The sequence below is a fragment of the Rhodococcus sp. YH1 genome, from assembly GCF_009939605.1.
Lineage (GTDB): Bacteria > Actinomycetota > Actinomycetes > Mycobacteriales > Mycobacteriaceae > Rhodococcus > Rhodococcus aetherivorans.
In genome coordinates this window covers 25,663-44,959 of the sequence record NZ_WVTE01000196.1, presented here as the reverse complement: position 1 = coordinate 44,959, position 19,297 = coordinate 25,663, and the positions used below count along the sequence as shown (strand labels likewise).

Below are 19,297 nucleotides of genomic sequence, written 5' to 3'. Positions count from 1 at the left end.
CTCGATGACAATCGCAAAGGGCCGCGGAGACGTCATCTGGCTCCGCGGGCGCAGAATCGTGCGCGCTCCTCTCGACATGCTGGATCGGGCAGGCGACCAGATGTCGTTCTACGCGCGGGCCATCGCGTGGACCCCGCGCACCCTCGTCCACTACCGCAAGGAGGTGCTGCGGCTGCTCGCCGAGGTCACCTTCGGCAGCGGCGCGCTCGCCGTCATCGGCGGCACCATCGGTGTCATCGCCATGATGTCCGGTTTCACCGGCGTCGTCGTGGGTCTGCAGGGCTACGCCGCCCTCGAGCAGCTCGGCTCCTCGGTGCTCACCGGCTTCCTGTCGGCGTACGTCAACACGCGTGAACTCGCCCCGATCGTCGCGGCGCTGGCGCTGTCGGCGACGGTGGGCTGTGGCTTCACCGCCCAGCTCGGTGCGATGCGGATCAGCGAGGAGATCGACGCGCTCGAGGTGATGGCGGTGCCGTCGGTGCCGTTCCTCGTCACCTCCCGGATGATCGCCGGTTTCGTCGCCGTCATCCCGCTGTACATCATCGGCCTGCTCGCCGCGTACCTCGCGACACGCGTGATCAGCACCCTGTTCAACGGGCAGTCGTCGGGTTCGTACGACCACTACTTCAATCTGTTCCTGCCGCCCGAGGACGTGCTGTACTCCTTCGGGAAGGTCCTCGTCTTCGCCTTCTTCCTGATCCTCATCCACTGCTACTACGGCTTCAACGCCAGCGGGGGACCCGCGGGCGTCGGCGTGGCCGTCGGCCGTGCGGTGCGCACCGCGATCGTCACGATCGCCGTGCTCGACTTCTTCCTCAGCCTCGCCATCTGGGGCACCACCACGACCGTGAGGGTGGCCGGATGAACCCGACTCCCTCGACCCTCAAGCGGAGGGTTCTCGGCCTGCTGTTCTTCGTCGTGCTGGGTCTGTTCCTGTTCGTCACCATCGCGATGTACAACAAGACGTTCAAGAAGGTCGTCGAGGTGGACCTCGTGACCGACGAGGTCGGCAACGCGCTGCCGATGAACGCGGACGTGAAGGTGCGCGGACTGATCGTCGGCGAGGTCCGCGGCACGTCGGCCGAGAGCGGGACGGTGACCGCACATCTCGCGCTCGAACCGGACAAGGCCGGCCTGATCCCCGCGAACGCGACCGCACAGCTGCTGCCGAAGACGTTGTTCGGGGAGCGTTACGTCTCGCTGATCCTCCCGGACCGGCCGGCGCGCCCGATCCAGGCGGGGGACACCCTGATGCAGGACACGAGCGCCGAGACCGTCGAACTCGGCGAGGTGCTCGACGGGCTGCTGCCCCTGCTCGAGGCCATCCCACCGCAGGATCTCGCGAACACCCTCGGCGCCCTGGCCCAGGGCCTGAGCGGCCGCGGCGAGACCCTCGGGCAGACCGTGGACCGGCTCGAGCAGGTGTTCCGCGAGGTGAACGTGGAGCTCCCGGCCGTGCAGGAGGACCTGCGCGGGCTCGCGGACTTCTCCCAGACCTACTCCGACGCCGCGCCCGATCTGATCAGCGCCCTCGACAACCTGCGCACCACCGGCAACACCGTGGTGGAACAGGAGAACCAGCTCGAGACTCTGCTGGTCACGGCGACGGGGGCGTCGTCGGCGACCGCCGGGCTGCTCGAGCAGAACGCCGGGTCGATCATCAGCATCGCCGCCGACTCCAAGCAGGCCCTGCAGTTGCTGGCCCGGTACTCGCCGTCGTACCCGTGCATGCTGAAGGGCTTCGCCGACGCGGCACCCGCGGCTGCGGGGGTGCTCGCGGCCGACGACCCGTTCCCCGGCGTGCGGGCGAGCGTCCAGTTCGTCAATCCGAAGGGCCGGTACCTGCCGAACCAGGACGAGCCGCGCCTGCTCGACGTCCGCGGCCCCACCTGCTACGACAACGTCACGGCCCCGGGCCGGTTCTTCCCGCAGTACCCCGGCGGTTCGATCAACGACGGCTCCTACCAGGTGCCGTCCCGCAACCCGGGCCCGGAGACCATGTCGTACTTCCCGGCCCCCGAGGGGTCCGGGGTGCCGGACGACGTCGGCGAGCTGATCGGGACGACCCCGGCGACGACGCAGGTCTCGTACACCGGGTCGCGGGCCGAGCAGGACGCCCTCGGCGTCGTGTACGCGGAGGCGACGGGCATCGCGCCCGAGGACGTGCCGACCTGGACGACGCGCCTGGGCGCGCCCGCACTGCGTGGAACGGAGGTGAGCTTCCGATGAGAGGCCTGGCAGCACCGCTGATCAAGCTGATCGTCTTCGCCGTGGTCACGATCCTCGCCACCGGAATGCTCGCGGCGACCATCGCGAGCCTCGGCGGCGGCGGAGGCACGAAATTCCACGCGATCTTCACGGACGTGACGTCGCTCAACGAGGGCGACGACATCCGAATCGCCGGCGTCCGCGTCGGCCAGGTCGAGAAGATCGAGATCGTCGACCGGCGCGAGGCGCGCGTGACGTTCTCGATGTCCGACCGGGACTGGCTGCCCGCCGCGACGACCGCGACGATCCGCTACCGGACGCTCGTCGGCCAGCGCTACATCGCCCTCGACCAGGGCGAGGGCATGCAGGGGATGAAGCTGACCGGCGGCGACACCATCCCGCTGGAGCGCACCAAGCCGGCCGTGAACCTGACCACCCTGTTCAACGGGTTCCGGCCCCTGTTCCAGACCCTGAGCGCCGAGGACGTCAACACGCTGTCGTCGCAGATAGTCCAGGTGTTCCAGGGCGAGGCCGGAACCATCGACGACCTGGTGCGCACGACGGCGAGCCTGACCAACACGATCGCCGACAAGGACCGGGTCATCGGTGCGGTCATCGACAACCTGAACTCGGTGCTCACCAACATCAACGAGCGGGACGATCAGCTCGACTCGTTGCTCGTCAACACGCAGGCGCTGGTCAGCGGGCTGGCCGCCGACCGCGACACGGTGGGTGCGGCCGTGCAGTCGCTGGCCGGGCTGACGGACGCGACGGCCGATCTGCTCGAGCCGACCCGGCCGGCCATCGCCGGCTCCGTCACGGCGGTGCAGCAGCTCGGGGCGAACCTGAACAGCAACCGCGACGCGGTCGACGAGGTCCTCGCCACCCTTCCGGTCAAGCTCGAGAAGCTGGGCCGGGTCGCGAGCTACGGGTCGTGGTTCCAGTTCTACCTGTGCGGCATCGACGTGATCGCCGGCCCGGGTTCGGTTCCGTACCTGAACCTGCCGACCGGCCTGCCCACGGTGAACCAGCCGATCTACACCAACGCCGCCAAGCGGTGCACGCAGGACGGGATGCAGGAGTTGCAGGGACGATGAGCAGACGTCGCAGTCCGGCCGTGTCCGGCGCCCTCGGGATTCTCGTGGTCCTGCTGGCCACCCTGTCGGCGTTCTTCCTGGATTCGCTGCCGATCATCGGGGCCGGCGCCACCTACCGCGCGGAGTTCACCGAGGCGGCCGGCCTCAAGCCCACCAACGAGGTGCGCATCGCCGGAGTCAAGGTCGGTCAGGTCACCGACATCGAGCTCGACGGGGACCGGGTGCTCGTGTCGTTCAAGGTCAAGGACGCCTGGCTCGGCAACGACACCTCGGCCTCGATCCAGATCAAGACGATCCTCGGCCAGAAGTACCTCGCCCTCGAGCCGCGGGGCACCGAGGTGCTCGACCCGGATGATCGGATCCCGTTGTCGCGCACCGTAGCCCCGTACGACGTGATCGAGGCGTTCTCGTCCGCGGCCACCACCCTGGGCGAGATCGACTCGGAACAGCTGGCCACGAGCTTCGACACGCTCTCGGAGGCGTTCTCGCAGACACCGGACGACATCCGGGCCTCGCTCGACGGAGTCACCCGGCTCTCGCAGACCGTTGCGAGCCGGGACCAGGAGCTCAAACGGCTGCTCGAGGCGACCGGCCGGACCTCGCAGATCCTCGCCGACCGCAACGCGGAGTTCAACCGGCTGATCAGCGACGGCGCCCTGCTGATCGCAGAACTCAACAACCGGCAGCAGGCCATCTCGCAGCTGCTGACGGGCACGCAGCGGCTGTCTGCCGAGCTGACCGGTCTGGTCCGCGACAACGAGGCGACGATCGGCCCGGCGCTCGACCAGCTCCGGGGAGTGGTGCAGATCCTGCAGGACCGCAACGACGATCTGGACCGCGCGATGAAGCTGTACGAGCCGTTCGTCCGGCTGTACTCGAATGTCGTCGGCAACGGCCGCTGGTTCGACCAGGTCGTCGTGAACCTCATTCCGCCCGGATTGCCGGAGATCCCCGGATACCGCGATCCGGTTCGCACGTTGGGAGAGAACTGATGTCGCATGCCGAGTCCGGTGGCGGCTCACGGCGCGGCCCGATGGTGCTGCTGATCGCCGCGATCACCGCGGCCGTGGTACTGATCGCCGGTGTGCTGTGGTGGGTCTTCAACCGCATGGGAACCACCGAGATCACGGCCTACTTCGACAAGGCCGTCGGGGTGTACGAGGGGTCCGGTGTCCGGGTCCTCGGCGTCGAGGTCGGCAAGGTCACCGCGGTCGTCCCCGAAGGGGACCAGGTGCGGGTGGACATGCGGGTCGACCGCGGCGTCGACATCCCCGCCGACGCCAAGGCCGTGCAGATCACCCCGTCGGTCGTCGCGGACCGCTACGTGCAGCTCGCCCCGGTGTACACCGGCGGCGAGACGATGGCCGACGGCGCCGTCATCCCGCGGGAACGGACCGCCACCCCGGTGGAGGTGGACCAGCTGTACGCCAGCGTCGACGAGCTGTCGCGGGCGCTCGGTCCCGAGGGTGCCAACAAGGACGGCGCCCTGACGCGCTTCGTGGAGACCGGCGCCGAGAATCTCGAAGGCAACGGTGCCGCGCTCGGCCAGACCATCGAGCAGCTCTCCGCCGCGTCGCGCACGCTCAACGAGTCGCGCGGCGACCTGTTCGGCACCATCGAGAACCTGCAGATCTTCGTGTCCGCGCTGGCGGCCAACGATCAGCAGGTGCGCGAGTTCAACGCGCAGTTGTCGGACCTGTCGGGCTATCTGGCCGGCGAGCGGGAGAATCTCGGGCTCGCGCTGAACCAGCTGTCGGAGTCGCTCGGGGTGGTCGCGCAGTTCGTCAACGACAATCAGGCGGCGTTGAAGGACAACGTGGACGCTCTGGTCCCGGTGACGAACAACCTTGCCGCCAACCGGGATTCACTGGTGAACTCGCTGACCCTGCTGCCCCTGGCGGTGAGCAACCTCGTCAACTCCTACGACGCGGAGTCCGGGTCGCTCGCCTCCCGCCTGGTGGTGACCGATCTGCAGGATCCGGCGGGCGTGATGTGCAAGCTCATCGACCTCGGTCGGCTCGTGCCGGGTGACCCGAGGTTCGAGCAGCTCGGCCGGCAGATGCAGCCGCTGATCGATCAGTGTTCCGGCCTCGCCGAGCAGATCACCAACGACGTCCGGACGCCGGATCTGATCCTGCCGTTCGGCGTCCTGAGCGGCGAGAACATCCAGCGCCGGGTGGTTCCCGGCACGGTGCCCGGTGTCGAGTCACCGCGCCTGGACCTGGAGAGGGGCGGACAGTGAGACGCTCGGCGATTCTCGGTGCCGGGGCCTGCGTGACGGCCCTGGCGGTGTCGGGGTGCGGCGGGGCCGCGAGCCTCCCCCTGCCCGGTGGTGCGGACGTCGGGTCCGACCCGATCCACGTGACCGTGCAGTTCGACGACGTGCTCGACCTCGTGCCGCAGTCCACCGTCAAGGTGGACGGCGTGCCCGTCGGCCGGGTGGAGACGGTCTCCGTCGGTCCCGACGGGTGGACCGCCGACGTCGGGATCGTGGTCGACTCGGCAGTGGAGCTGCCGGCCAACGCGTATGCCGCGGTGGAACAGACCAGTCTGCTGGGCGAGAAGTTCGTCCAGCTCAGTCCGCCGCCGAGCGACCCGTCGCGCGAACTGCTCGCCGACGGCGACGTCATTCCGCTGGACCGGACCCGGCACGCCACGGAACTCGAGCCCGTGCTCGGCGCCCTCTCGCTGCTGCTCAACGGCGGCGGCGTCGGCCAGCTGCAGCCGGTGGTCGAGGAGCTGTCCACCGCGTTCGAGGGCCGGGAAGGCACCACGAAGAGCCTTCTGCAACAGGCGGATCGGCTCATCGACGGTCTCAACCAGCAGCGCGACGACATCACCCGCGCCCTCGACGGCCTCGATGTGCTCACCGTCCGGGTCGCGGAACAGAACGACCGCATCGCGGCGATCCTCGACGACCTGCCGGTGGCCACCGCGGTGCTCGAACAGCAGCGGCCCCAGCTGACCGAACTGCTCGGTCAGCTCGACCGCCTGGGGACGGTGGGCACCGACGTGCTCGACCAGTCCAAGGAGGACCTCATCGCCGACCTGCTGGCCCTGCGCCCCACCCTGCAGCAGCTCGCCGCTTCCGGCGACGATCTGGTGAAGGCGCTGCCGTTCATCCCGACGGTGCCGTTCCCCGACGGGGTCGAGAAGATCGCCCTCGGTGGCTCGGTCAACCTGTTCCTCGCCGTGGACCTGCAGATCGGGGACGCGCTGGCCTCGCTCGGCGTCGGTCAGGGCGAGCCGGTCTACCGGCAGCCGAAGTTCGGCGAGCCCAAGCCCGTCGTGGATCCGTCGAACCCGTACTACAACGGCAACGGGCCGAGGCCGGGCTGGCCGACGGTCTCGCTGCTGCCGGTGCTGCCGGCGCCGAAGCTGCCCGTGGGACTCGAACTGCCTCCGGGGGTGACGCTGCCCGGTCAGCCGGCCGCGGCGGCGGACACCGGCGACGACCCGGCGCCGGCCAATCCGCTGGAGGGCCTGTTGAACCAGCTCGGAGTCGGGGGAGGGCGATGATGAGATCGCGAATGCTGCGGATACAGCTGGTCGCGTTCGTGGTGATCGCGCTGCTCGGGGTGGTGTTCGTCGGCGCGCGGTACGTCCGCCTCGACAACCTGCTCGGGTTCGGGCAGTACACCGTCCACGCACGGTTCGCCGATTCGGGCGGCATCTTCACCAACGCCGAGGTCACCTACCGGGGCGTGCCGGTGGGGCGGGTCGGCGAGCTCGGCCTGACCGAGGACGGCATCGACGTCACGCTGCTCCTCGACAACGGCGGGCCGCAGATCCCCGCGTCCACCCGTGCCGTGGTGGCGAACCGGTCGGCGATCGGCGAGCAGTACGTCGATCTGCAACCGGATACCGACGAGGGCCCCTACCTCGAAGCGGGATCGGTCATCGGCCAGGACGCCACCGACGTGCCCGTGCCCGTGCAGGACCTGCTGGTGAGCACGAACGCGCTCGTCCGGTCGGTGCCGGTGGACTCGCTGCGCACGGTGGTGACCGAGCTGGGGGCGGCGTTCGACGGCCGCGGTGGCCAGCTGCAGACCCTCGTGGACTCCCTGGCCCAGCTCAGCGACGCCGGGGTGCAGTACCTGCCGCAGACGGTGTCGCTGATCCGCGACAGCCAAACGGTGCTCGACACCCAGTCGGTGCAGGCGTCGGCGATCCGGCAGTTCAGCGCGGATCTGGACCTGGTGACCGCGCAGCTGCGCGACAGCGACCCGGACGTCCGTCGCCTCCTCGAGACCGGGACGGCGGCGAGCGAGGAGCTCACGCAGCTGGTCGCGGACTCGGGCCCCGGCCTGACGGCGAACCTGACGAACCTGGCGCTGCTCGGCGACAAGCTCGGCCCGCAGGCGGTCGCGTTGCAGCCGCTGCTCGCGTTCCTGCCGGCCGTGGCGGCCAGCGCCGGGACGGTGGCGCCCGGCGACGGCACGGTCCGGCAGGGCATCCTGCTCGAGACGAACAACCCGCCGTCGTGCACCCTCGGGTACGAGGGCACTCAGGCGATCCTCGACGAGATGCAGCGCCGGGATCCCAACTTCGACGACACCCAACAGGACTTTCCGTTCAACACGGAGGCGTCCTGTGAGGCCCCGCAGGGCAGCGTCACCGGCGTGCGGAGCGCGAACCGGATCGTGTTCGCCGACCCGGCGACGATCCAGCCGTGGGACTTCACGCCGAAGCAGGATCCGGACAAGCTCAATCTGAATCCGATCGCGACGCAGCTCGCGCCGTTGCTCGGAGTCACCCCGAAGTAGGTAAGTAGGTTGGTGCAGTGACCGCAGACACGACGTCCCGTCCCCCGCAGACGGCGGGGGCGGGCGGCGACAAGATACGCAGGATCGTCCTGGCAGTGGTGAGCGTGCTGGCGGTGATCGCCCTCGTGGCGGCCGCCTGGTTCGGCTTCGGATGGGGGCGGGCCCTGCTCGCCGACCGCCCGACGGCCGATGCGCGGGACGCCGCCCTGTCCGGGGCGATGCAGGCCGCGATCAACCTCAACAGCGTCGACGCCGCCGACGTCGACCGGTCGATCGAGAACATGCGTTCGTCGATCACCGGTGAGGCCCTGAACAACGACCTGGCCGCGACGGAGCAGCAGATCCGTCAGCAGGTGGCACAGACGGGCACGGGCATGTCGGCGAACGTGCTGTTCGGCTCCCTGACGGCGCTGGACACGGACGCGAACACGGCGAACGCCCTGATCGTCCTGGCGGTGAAGACCACCTGGCCCGACAACTTCGTCGAGAACAAGGTCACCGTGAACGTGGCGATGCGCAAGGACGGCGACATCTGGAAGGCGGAGACGATCCAGCCGCTGGACTCGGTGCAGCTCGGCGGCGGGCCCGTGGAAGGAGCGCAGCAACCCGCGCCGCCGGCCGATCCCGCGCCCGCCCCGGGCGCTCCTGCGCCCGCACCGGCCGATCCCGGATCCGCCGGAGGCGAGTGAGCCATGAAGGAGAGTGTGTAGTGCCCCCGCAGCGTCGCAAGCCCAATCCGATGGGTCCCCCGAGGGGCCGGCGGCCCAAGATCGCGGGAACGGGCCGGACCCCGGCCCCGGGCGGTGCCGCCCGCCCCGCGACGACCGAGTCCGCGACGACCGAGTCCGCGACGACCGAGTCCGCGACCACCGGGCCCGCGGTGACCGGGCCCGCGACGACCGGGCCCGCGACGACCGCGACCACCGCGCCGCAGGCGCCCACACCGGCCCCGGTGGAGCCGGCCGGGAAAGCCCCCACAGCTTCCGGGTCCGAGACGGCCCGCAAGAGCGCTCCCGGCCTGCGCACGCCGGCACCGGTCGAGGACGCCGGAGCGGAGCGGGAGCCGGGGGAGCAGCCCGGCGGCACCGTCGCGCGCGGCAGCTGGCGCCCGGTGGCGATCCTCGGCGGTGCCGCGGTCGCACTCGGTGCGTTCGCCGCGGTCGCTGCCGCCCGTCCCGGTGCGACGGTGAGCAACGAGGCGTGGGTCCACAGCGCCGCGACGGCGGAGGTCACCGCTGCCGCCGGTCATGCGATCGAGACGATGCACGGCTACAACCACGAGACGATCGACCAGGACTTCGCCGAGATCCGCGAGGTCCTCACCCCGCCGATGCGGGAGGAGTTCGACCTGACCGCGGAGGTCACCAAGCAGGCCGCGGTGCAGACGCACACCGCGACGGAGGTGCGGATCGACCACATCGGTGCGTCGATGCTCGACGACGACCGCGCCGAGGTCGCGGCGTTCATCAGCGTCAGCGCGACGGGCGACGCGGTCGCCCAGGGCAGTGCGTCGGCGCCGCTGCTGGTGCGGATGGAGAGGATCGACGGCAAGTGGCTGGTCTCCGAGATCCGGGACCGGTGACGGACGTTCCGACGGGACAATCGGCCTGGTTGCTCTTGACGCGGGCGGCGTGAGCGGTCACTCTATCGGTACGCACGCACGAATACGCGTCCTGGGCGCCCGGGGTCGGGCGCTTCTTTTCGTGCCGTCGCTCGACATCTGCGACTTTTGGGTGTAAGTTCGGACTTTGCGCTGGCTGCCTCCTGTCCATCCTTCGACCGCATCGCCGGGAGCGTTGCCCTTCGGGGCTCGTTCCGCCGACTTCGTGGTGGGGTTGTCGTTCGGGTTGCGACCAGCGATAACGCCCCACATGAAGAAGCAGGTACAGCGGCGGTCGCACCGGTTGGAGCGGCCCGCGTGAGGTGCTGGAAGGACGCATCTTGGCAGTCTCTAGCCAGACCAAGGCAGTTGCCGGAATCCCCGGAGCCCCGAAGAGGGTGTCGTTCGCGAAGATTCGCGAACCTCTCGAAGTCCCTGGGCTCCTCGATCTACAGACAGATTCCTTCGAATGGCTGATCGGCTCGGAGCGCTGGCGCGCGCTCGCTGCCGAGCGCGGTGACGGCCCCGTCGTCGGTGGCCTCGAGGAGATCCTGGCGGAGCTCTCTCCGATCGAGGACTTCTCCGGGTCGATGTCCCTGTCCTTCTCCGATCCGCGCTTCGACGAGGTCAAGGCCTCGGTCGAGGAGTGCAAGGACAAGGACATGACGTACGCGGCGCCGCTGTTCGTCACTGCCGAGTTCATCAACAACAACACCGGCGAGATCAAGAGCCAGACGGTCTTCATGGGTGACTTCCCGATGATGACCGACAAGGGCACCTTCATCATCAACGGCACCGAGCGTGTCGTCGTCTCGCAGCTGGTGCGCTCCCCGGGCGTGTACTTCGACCGCGCGGTCGACAAGAGCACCGAGAAGGACCTGCACAGCGTCAAGGTGATCCCGGGCCGCGGCGCGTGGCTCGAGTTCGACGTCGACAAGCGCGACACCGTCGGCGTGCGGATCGACCGCAAGCGCCGCCAGCCGGTCACCGTGCTGCTCAAGGCCCTCGGCTGGACCAACGAGCAGATCGTCGAGCGCTTCGGCTTCTCCGAGATCATGATGTCCACCCTCGAGAAGGACAACACGGCCGGCACCGACGAGGCGCTGCTCGACATCTACCGCAAGCTGCGCCCGGGCGAGCCGCCCACCAAGGAGAGCGCGCAGACCCTGCTGGAGAACCTCTTCTTCAAGGACAAGCGCTACGACCTGGCGCGCGTGGGACGTTACAAGATCAACAAGAAGCTGGGCCTGAACGCCGGCCAGCCGATCGAGGCGTCGACCCTCACCGAGGAAGACATCGTCGCCACGATCGAGTACCTGGTGCGCCTGCACGCGAGCGAGACCACCATGACGGCGCCCGGCGGCGTCGAGGTTCCCGTCGAGGTCGACGACATCGACCACTTCGGCAACCGTCGCCTGCGCACCGTCGGCGAGCTCATCCAGAACCAGATCCGCGTCGGCCTGTCCCGCATGGAGCGCGTCGTCCGCGAGCGGATGACCACCCAGGACGTCGAGGCCATCACGCCGCAGACGCTGATCAACATCCGTCCCGTCGTGGCCGCGATCAAGGAGTTCTTCGGAACCTCCCAGCTGTCGCAGTTCATGGACCAGAACAACCCGCTGTCGGGCCTGACCCACAAGCGCCGCCTCTCGGCGCTCGGCCCCGGTGGTCTGTCCCGTGAGCGGGCCGGCCTCGAGGTCCGCGACGTCCACCACTCGCACTACGGCCGCATGTGCCCGATCGAGACGCCGGAAGGCCCGAACATCGGCCTGATCGGCTCTCTGTCGGTGTACGCGCGGGTCAACCCGTTCGGTTTCATCGAGACCCCGTACCGCAAGGTCGAGGGCGGCATCGTCACCGACCAGGTCGACTACCTGACCGCCGACGAGGAGGACCGCCACGTCGTGGCGCAGGCCAACTCGCCGGTCGACGCCGACGGCCGCTTCACCGAGGAGCGCGTCCTCGTCCGCAAGAAGGGCGGCGAGGTCGAGTTCGTCGCGGCGACCGAGGTCGACTACATGGACGTCTCGCCGCGGCAGATGGTGTCGGTGGCCACGGCCATGATCCCGTTCCTCGAGCACGACGACGCCAACCGTGCCCTCATGGGTGCGAACATGCAGCGTCAGGCCGTGCCGCTGGTGCGCAACGAGGCCCCGGTCGTCGGTACCGGCATGGAGCTGCGTGCCGCCGTCGATGCCGGCGACGTCGTCGTCACCGAGAAGTCGGGCGTGATCGAGGAGGTCTCGGCCGACTTCATCACCGTGATGGCCGACGACGGCACCCGTCGCACCTACCGGCTGCGCAAGTTCGACCGCTCGAACCAGGGCACCTGCTCGAACCAGCGGCCGATCGTGGACGAGGGCCAGCGCGTCGAGTCCGGCCAGGTCCTCGCCGACGGCCCCTGCACCGAGAACGGTGAGATGGCGCTCGGCAAGAACCTGCTCGTGGCGATCATGCCGTGGGAAGGCCACAACTACGAGGACGCGATCATCCTGTCGCAGCGCCTTGTGGAGGAGGACGTGCTCACCTCGATCCACATCGAGGAGCACGAGATCGACGCCCGCGACACCAAGCTCGGTGCCGAGGAGATCACCCGCGACATCCCCAACGTCTCCGACGAGGTCCTCGCGGACCTCGACGAGCGCGGCATCGTGCGCATCGGTGCCGAGGTGCGCGACGGCGACATCCTCGTCGGCAAGGTCACCCCGAAGGGCGAGACCGAGCTGACCCCCGAGGAGCGGCTGCTGCGCGCGATCTTCGGCGAGAAGGCCCGCGAGGTGCGCGACACGTCGCTGAAGGTGCCGCACGGCGAGACCGGCAAGGTCATCGGCGTCCGCGTGTTCTCGCGCGAGGACGACGACGATCTGCCCCCGGGTGTCAACGAGCTGGTCCGCGTGTACGTGGCGCAGAAGCGCAAGATCCAGGACGGCGACAAGCTCGCCGGCCGGCACGGCAACAAGGGCGTCATCGGCAAGATCCTCCCGCAGGAGGACATGCCGTTCCTGCCCGACGGCACCCCGGTCGACATCATCCTCAACACCCACGGTGTTCCGCGTCGTATGAACATCGGCCAGATCCTCGAGACGCATCTCGGCTGGATCGGCAAGGCCGGCTGGAACGTCCAGGTGGCCGGGGACGGCGAGCGTCCGGAGTGGGCGAAGAACCTGTCCGACGACATGCTCGCCGCCGAGCCGAACACCAACATCGCCACCCCGGTGTTCGACGGTGCCCGCGAGGACGAGCTGACGGGCCTGCTGGGCTCCACGCTGCCGAACCGCGACGGCGAGGTCATGGTCGGCCCCGACGGCAAGGCGACGCTGTTCGACGGTCGCTCCGGCGAGCCGTTCCCGTACCCGGTGTCGGTCGGCTACATGTACATCATCAAGCTGCACCACCTGGTCGACGACAAGATCCACGCGCGTTCGACCGGCCCGTACTCGATGATCACCCAGCAGCCGCTCGGTGGTAAGGCGCAGTTCGGTGGCCAGCGCTTCGGTGAGATGGAGTGCTGGGCCATGCAGGCCTACGGTGCGGCGTACACGCTGCAGGAGCTGCTCACCATCAAGTCGGACGACGTGGTGGGCCGCGTGAAGGTCTACGAGGCCATCGTGAAGGGCGAGAACATCCCGGAGCCGGGCATCCCCGAGTCCTTCAAGGTGCTCCTCAAGGAGCTCCAGTCGCTGTGCCTGAACGTGGAGGTGCTGTCCAGCGACGGCGCGGCCATCGCGATGGCCGACGGCGACGACGAGGACCTCGAGCGGGCGGCGGCCAACCTGGGCATCAACCTTTCCCGCAACGAGTCGGCCACGGTCGACGACCTCGCGAACTAGGAGCCGACCCGATGAGATACGCCCCGCTCAGCCGGCGCGTATCTCATCGGGCCCCGGCAGCGATAGCGACAACTAGCAGCAACAAAACCCGTAAAGGGGAAAGGAAGTTACGTGCTCGACGTCAACTTCTTCGATGAACTCCGCATCGGCCTGGCCACTGCGGAGGACATCCGCAACTGGTCGTACGGCGAGGTCAAGAAGCCGGAGACCATCAACTACCGCACGCTCAAGCCCGAGAAGGACGGCCTCTTCTGCGAGAAGATCTTCGGCCCCACCCGGGACTGGGAGTGCTACTGCGGCAAGTACAAGCGTGTCCGCTTCAAGGGCATCATCTGTGAGCGCTGCGGCGTCGAGGTCACTCGAGCCAAGGTGCGTCGTGAGCGCATGGGCCACATCGAGCTCGCCGCGCCGGTCACGCACATCTGGTACTTCAAGGGTGTGCCGAGCCGCCTCGGCTACCTGCTCGACCTGGCGCCGAAGGATCTCGAGAAGATCATCTACTTCGCCGCGTACGTCATCACGGCGGTGGACGACGAGCTGCGCCACAACGAGCTCTCGACCCTCGAGGCCGAGATGGAGGTCGAGAAGAAGTCCGTCGCCGATCAGCGCGACGCCGACCTCGAGGCCCGCGCGCAGAAGCTCGAGGCCGACCTGGCCGAGCTCGAGGCGGAGGGTGCCAAGTCCGACGTCCGCCGCAAGGTCAAGGACGGCGGCGAGCGCGAGATGCGTCAGCTGCGCGACCGCGCCCAGCGTGAGCTGGACCGGCTCGAGGAGATCTGGAACACCTTCACCAAGCTCAAGCCGAAGGACCTGATCGTCGACGAGCTGCTCTACCGCGAGCTGCAGGACCGCTACGGCGAGTACTTCACCGGCGCGATGGGTGCCGAGTCGATCCAGAAGCTCATCGAGAACTTCGATATCGACGCCGAGGCCGAGTCGCTGCGCGAGACCATCCGCAGCGGCAAGGGCCAGAAGAAGCTGCGCGCCCTGAAGCGACTGAAGGTCGTCGCGGCGTTCCAGCAGTCCGGTAACTCGCCCATGGGCATGGTTCTCGATGCGGTGCCGGTGATCCCGCCGGAGCTGCGTCCGATGGTGCAGCTCGACGGTGGCCGCTTCGCGACCTCCGACCTGAACGACCTGTACCGCCGCGTCATCAACCGCAACAACCGCCTCAAGCGACTGATCGACCTCGGCGCCCCCGAGATCATCGTCAACAACGAGAAGCGGATGCTGCAGGAGTCCGTGGACGCGCTGTTCGACAACGGCCGTCGTGGCCGGCCGGTCACCGGCCCGGGCAACCGTCCGCTGAAGTCGCTGTCCGACCTCCTCAAAGGCAAGCAGGGCCGGTTCCGTCAGAACCTGCTCGGCAAGCGCGTCGACTACTCCGGCCGTTCGGTCATCGTCGTCGGCCCGCAGCTCAAGCTGCACCAGTGCGGTCTGCCGAAGCTGATGGCGCTCGAGCTGTTCAAGCCGTTCGTGATGAAGCGCCTGGTCGACCTGAACCACGCGCAGAACATCAAGTCCGCGAAGCGCATGGTCGAGCGGCAGCGCCCGCAGGTGTGGGACGTCCTCGAAGAGGTCATCAACGAGCACCCCGTGCTGCTCAACCGTGCTCCTACGCTGCACCGCCTCGGTATCCAGGCGTTCGAGCCGCAGCTCGTCGAGGGCAAGGCCATCCAGCTGCACCCGCTCGTGTGTGAGGCGTTCAACGCCGACTTCGACGGCGACCAGATGGCCGTGCACCTGCCGCTGTCCGCGGAGGCGCAGGCCGAGGCCCGCGTCCTGATGCTGTCGTCGAACAACATCCTGTCGCCGGCGTCGGGTCGTCCGCTCGCCATGCCGCGTCTGGACATGGTGACCGGTCTGTTCCACCTGACCCGCCTGGTCGAGGACGCGCCGGGCGCGTACCGGTCGGCCACCGACGACGAGCCGGAGCAGGGCGTGTACTCGTCCCCGGCCGAGGCCATCATGGCCGTCGACCGCGGCGTGCTCTCGGTGCAGGCCCCGATCAAGGTGCGCCTGACGCGGCAGCGCCCGCCGAAGGACGTCGAGGCCGAGCTGTTCCCCGACGGCTGGAACTACGGTGACGGCTGGACCGTGCAGACCACGCTCGGTCGCGTGCTGTTCAACGAGCTGCTGCCGGTGAACTACGGCTTCGTCAACGACGTCATGCCGAAGAAGCGTCAGGCCGCGATCATCAACGATCTGGCCGAGCGCTACCCGATGATCGTCGTCGCGCAGACCGTCGACAAGCTCAAGGACGCCGGCTTCTACTGGGCCACCCGCTCGGGTGTCACCGTGTCGATGGCCGACGTGCTGGTGCCGCCGGAGAAGAAGGAGATCCTCGAGCGCTACGAGGCGTCCGCGGATCAGCTCGAGCGCAAGTTCGCTCGTGGTGCCCTCTCGAAGGAGGAGCGGCGCGACTCGCTCGTCAAGCTGTGGCAGGAGGCGACCGAAGAGGTCGGTCAGGCCATGGAAGCGCACTACCCGGACGACAACCCGATCCCGACGATCGTGAAGTCCGGCGCCGCGGGCAACATGACCCAGATCCGCTCGCTCGCGGGCATGAAGGGTCTGGTGACGAACCCGAAGGGTGAGTTCATCCCGCGCCCGATCAAGTCCTCGTTCCGTGAGGGCCTGACCGTGCTCGAGTACTTCATCAACACCCACGGTGCCCGTAAGGGTCTGGCCGACACCGCGCTCCGTACCGCCGACTCGGGTTACCTGACCCGTCGTCTGGTCGACGTGTCGCAGGACGTCATCGTCCGCGAGACCGACTGCGGCACCCCGCGCGGTATCGAGATGGTCATCGCCGAGCCCGAGCGCGACGGCGCGGGCAACGAGACCGGCCGCCTGGTGCGCGACGCCCACATCGAGACCAGCACGTACGCCCGTACGCTGGCCACCGATGCGGTCGACGCGGACGGCAACGTCGTCGTCACCCGGGGCAGCGACCTCGGCGACCCGGCGATCGAGGCCCTGCTGGCCGCCGGCATCCGGAAGGTCAAGGTCCGCTCCGTGCTGACCTGCGACACCGGCACCGGCGTGTGCGCCACCTGCTACGGCCGCTCGATGGCGACCGGCAAGCTCGTCGACATCGGCGAGGCCGTCGGTATCGTCGCCGCGCAGTCGATCGGTGAGCCCGGTACGCAGCTGACGATGCGTACGTTCCACCAGGGTGGCGTCGGTGAGGACATCACCGGCGGTCTGCCGCGAGTGCAGGAGCTGTTCGAGGCCCGCGTCCCGAAGGGCAAGGCGCCCATCGCCGACGTCTCCGGCCGCGTGCGCCTCGAGGACGACGACCGCTTCTACAAGATCACCATCGTCCCGGACGACGGCGGCGAGGAGGTCGTGTACGACAAGCTGTCGAAGCGTCAGCGTCTGCACGTGATCCGGAAGGCGAACGGCACCGAGGGCATCCTCGCCGACGGCGACCACGTGGAGGTCGGTCAGCAGCTCCTCGAGGGTGCTGCCGATCCGCACGAGGTGCTGCGTGTCATGGGTCCGCGTCAGGTGCAGGTCCACCTCGTGAACGAGGTTCAGGAGGTGTACCGCAGCCAGGGTGTGTCGATCCACGACAAGCACATCGAGGTCATCGTGCGCCAGATGCTGCGTCGCGTCACGATCATCGACTCGGGTTCGACGGAGTTCCTGCCCGGTTCGCTGGTCGAGCGCAGCGAGTTCGAGGCCTCCAACCGGCGGGTCGTCGCCGAGGGCGGCGAGCCGGCTGCCGGTCGTCCCGTGCTCATGGGTATCACCAAGGCGTCGCTGGCCACCGATTCGTGGCTGTCGGCGGCGTCGTTCCAGGAGACCACTCGCGTGCTGACCGACGCGGCGATCAACTGCCGCTCGGACAAGCTGATCGGTCTGAAGGAGAACGTGATCATCGGCAAGCTGATCCCGGCCGGCACCGGCATCAACCGGTACCGGAACATCCAGGTGCAGCCGACCGAGGAGGCCCGCGCGGCCGCGTACGCGATCCCGTCGTACGAGGATCAGTACTACTCGCCGGAGGGCTTCGGCCAGAACACCGGCGCTGCGGTTCCGCTCGACGATTACGGTTACTCCAGCGACTACCGGTAGATCCGTCGCCGCGGCCGGGAAACCGGCTGCGGCCCGGCTCTCTGCCGTGGCCACGAAGGTCCCGCCCTCTTCTCTTCGGGGGCGGGGCCTTCCTGGTTTCCGGGGTGGGCGTCACGGCCGCGCCGGTCGTCGGCTAGTTTGGGTAGGCACTCCTAACAACCCGAAGGGAACGCCTGTGCCGTCGACCCGAATCCCGAGGCTGCTCGCCGCAGCCGGACTCGCTCTCACGTTCGTCCTGACCGCGTGCTCGTCGGGGAGCGACGAGGCCGGCGAGTCGTCGTCCGCGGCCGGAGGCGCGTTCCCGGTCACGATCGAACACGCCCTCGGCAGCACGACGCTCGACGGCGAACCCGAGCGGGTGGTCACGTGGGGCTTCGGCAGCACCGATGCCGCGCTCGCGCTCGGCGTCGTGCCCGTTGCCATCCCGGCCCAGTCCTACGGCGGCGACGCGCAGGGGGTGCTGCCGTGGATCGGGGACCGGCTCGCCGAGCTGGGTGCCGAGACACCGGCCGTCCTGCCGAACGACGGCACGGACGTGCCGGTGGAGCAGATCGCGGCGGCGCGGCCGGACGTCATTCTCGCCAACTACTCCGGGCTCACCCGGGAGCAGTACGAGACGCTGAGCCGGATCGCGCCGACCGTCGCGTACCCGGACGAGCCGTGGGCCACCCCGTGGCGCGACGTCGTCGCCACCGTCGGGCAGGCGCTCGGCAGATCCGGCGAGGCGGCCCGGCTGATCGCCGACACCGAGGCCACCATCGCGGAGAAGGCGGCAGCCTATCCGCAGCTGCGGGGCAGGACCGTCGCCGCGGTGTGGGACACCGGCGACACCTTCTACGTCTACAAGCCGGCCGACTCGCGCGTGGAGTTCCTCACCGACCTCGGTCTGGTGAGCGCACCCAGCGTGGCCGAGCTGAGCACCGACGAGTCCAGCTTCTACTTCACCCTCAGCTTCGAGGAGGCCGGCAAGCTCACCAGCGACATCCTGCTCTCCTACGCCGACGACGCCGCGGCCCAGGAGCGCACGCTCGCCCAGCCGTGGGCGCGGACCATGGGGCAGGTGACCGACGGTCGGGTCGCGAAGGTCAACGGCACCGAGCTCATCGCCGCTGTGTCGCCGCCGACCGTGCTGTCGCTGACGTGGGGCATCGACGCCTATCTCGAGGCGCTCGCCGCCGCGGCCGAGTAGGGCGATTCCCGGTCGGCGTCCCGGTCAGCGCGGGATGTGGAAGTCGACCAGGGCCGCACCACGCGGGCCCAGGTCGTGCCACGGCCCCCGCACCGCCAGCACCGCCACCGCGGAGGTCGGGAACTTCTCGATGATCTGACGGGCGGCATCCGAGTCGTGGTCGTCCGAGAGCAGCAGCGTCGTCGCGGACAGGACGGGCTCGTGGCCCACCACGAGCAGGGTCGACACGTCGTCCGGGACCTGGCGGATCGCGTCGACGATCTTCCCCGGCGTGGCCTCGTAGAGGTCGTCGAGGATCTCCGTGGGGACCTCGACGGCGGCCTCCGCCAGGGTCTTGCGGGCGCGCGTCGCGCTCGAGCACAGCACGGCGTCGATCGGGGGCTGGTGGGCCCGCAGCCAGCGTCCGGCGAGGCCGGCCTCGCGTCGTCCCCGTGGGGCAAGGGGGCGCTCGTGATCGGCGACGCCGTCCGGGTACGCGGACTTCCCGTGCCGCAACAGGATCAGGGTGCGGGTCATGGGTTCAC

General features: G+C 68.9%; 13 protein-coding genes. 12 read left to right on the top strand and 1 reads right to left on the bottom strand.

Going from position 1 to position 19,297, the window contains the following annotated elements; all coding sequences use genetic code 11:
• Positions 1-4 precede the first annotated feature (4 nt).
• From AIIKEEIJ_RS14650 to AIIKEEIJ_RS14595, 12 genes are all read left to right on the top strand, one after another.
• The gene (locus tag AIIKEEIJ_RS14650) at positions 5-865 is read left to right on the top strand and encodes an MlaE family ABC transporter permease (RefSeq protein ID WP_029545068.1); all 861 of its coding nucleotides are present in this window, start codon (positions 5-7) and stop codon (positions 863-865) included.
• A complete protein-coding gene (locus tag AIIKEEIJ_RS14645; RefSeq protein ID WP_006931309.1) occupies positions 862-2,229 on the top strand; it encodes an MCE family protein in 1,368 nt (455 codons plus the stop codon). The genes AIIKEEIJ_RS14650 and AIIKEEIJ_RS14645 overlap by 4 nt, the downstream gene beginning before the upstream one ends.
• Positions 2,226-3,305, top strand: a complete 1,080-nt coding sequence (locus tag AIIKEEIJ_RS14640; protein WP_006931307.1) for an MCE family protein — start codon at positions 2,226-2,228, stop codon at positions 3,303-3,305. Before AIIKEEIJ_RS14645 ends, AIIKEEIJ_RS14640 begins: the two co-directional genes overlap by 4 nt.
• Positions 3,302-4,297 carry an MCE family protein gene (locus AIIKEEIJ_RS14635; RefSeq protein WP_003937627.1) on the top strand — a complete coding sequence of 332 codons (996 nt, stop codon included), beginning with the start codon at positions 3,302-3,304 and terminating at the stop codon, positions 4,295-4,297. Before AIIKEEIJ_RS14640 ends, AIIKEEIJ_RS14635 begins: the two co-directional genes overlap by 4 nt.
• The gene (locus AIIKEEIJ_RS14630) at positions 4,297-5,547 is read left to right on the top strand and encodes an MCE family protein (protein ID WP_006931305.1); all 1,251 of its coding nucleotides are present in this window, start codon (positions 4,297-4,299) and stop codon (positions 5,545-5,547) included. The genes AIIKEEIJ_RS14635 and AIIKEEIJ_RS14630 overlap by 1 nt, the downstream gene beginning before the upstream one ends.
• Complete coding sequence (locus AIIKEEIJ_RS14625; protein WP_006931303.1) at positions 5,544-6,824, top strand: MCE family protein; 1,281 nt, start codon at positions 5,544-5,546, stop codon at positions 6,822-6,824. The genes AIIKEEIJ_RS14630 and AIIKEEIJ_RS14625 overlap by 4 nt, the downstream gene beginning before the upstream one ends.
• Positions 6,824-8,071 carry an MCE family protein gene (locus AIIKEEIJ_RS14620; protein WP_029545063.1) on the top strand — a complete coding sequence of 416 codons (1,248 nt, stop codon included), beginning with the start codon at positions 6,824-6,826 and terminating at the stop codon, positions 8,069-8,071. The genes AIIKEEIJ_RS14625 and AIIKEEIJ_RS14620 overlap by 1 nt, the downstream gene beginning before the upstream one ends.
• 95 nt (positions 8,072-8,166) lie before the next feature.
• The gene (locus AIIKEEIJ_RS14615) at positions 8,167-8,760 is read left to right on the top strand and encodes a hypothetical protein (protein ID WP_006931296.1); all 594 of its coding nucleotides are present in this window, start codon (positions 8,167-8,169) and stop codon (positions 8,758-8,760) included.
• Between the two features lie 20 nt (positions 8,761-8,780).
• A complete protein-coding gene (locus AIIKEEIJ_RS14610) occupies positions 8,781-9,653 on the top strand; it encodes a hypothetical protein (protein ID WP_161995951.1) in 873 nt (290 codons plus the stop codon).
• A 341-nt stretch (positions 9,654-9,994) separates the two neighbouring features.
• Entirely contained in the window at positions 9,995-13,501 is a 3,507-nt protein-coding gene (gene rpoB / locus AIIKEEIJ_RS14605; RefSeq protein ID WP_029545057.1) for a DNA-directed RNA polymerase subunit beta, read from the top strand.
• Positions 13,502-13,612: 111 nt separating this feature from the next.
• Complete coding sequence (locus AIIKEEIJ_RS14600) at positions 13,613-17,584, top strand: DNA-directed RNA polymerase subunit beta' (protein WP_161995950.1); 3,972 nt, start codon at positions 13,613-13,615, stop codon at positions 17,582-17,584.
• 175 nt (positions 17,585-17,759) lie between these two features.
• The gene (locus AIIKEEIJ_RS14595; protein ID WP_029545055.1) at positions 17,760-18,773 is read left to right on the top strand and encodes an iron-siderophore ABC transporter substrate-binding protein; all 1,014 of its coding nucleotides are present in this window, start codon (positions 17,760-17,762) and stop codon (positions 18,771-18,773) included.
• Between the two features lie 24 nt (positions 18,774-18,797).
• Here the strand turns inward: AIIKEEIJ_RS14595 and AIIKEEIJ_RS14590 are convergent, their stop codons facing one another.
• Positions 18,798-19,289 (bottom strand): SixA phosphatase family protein, encoded by a 492-nt coding sequence (locus AIIKEEIJ_RS14590; RefSeq protein WP_006931286.1) that lies wholly within the window; start codon positions 19,287-19,289, stop codon positions 18,798-18,800.
• Between the last annotated feature and the right edge of the window lie 8 nt (positions 19,290-19,297).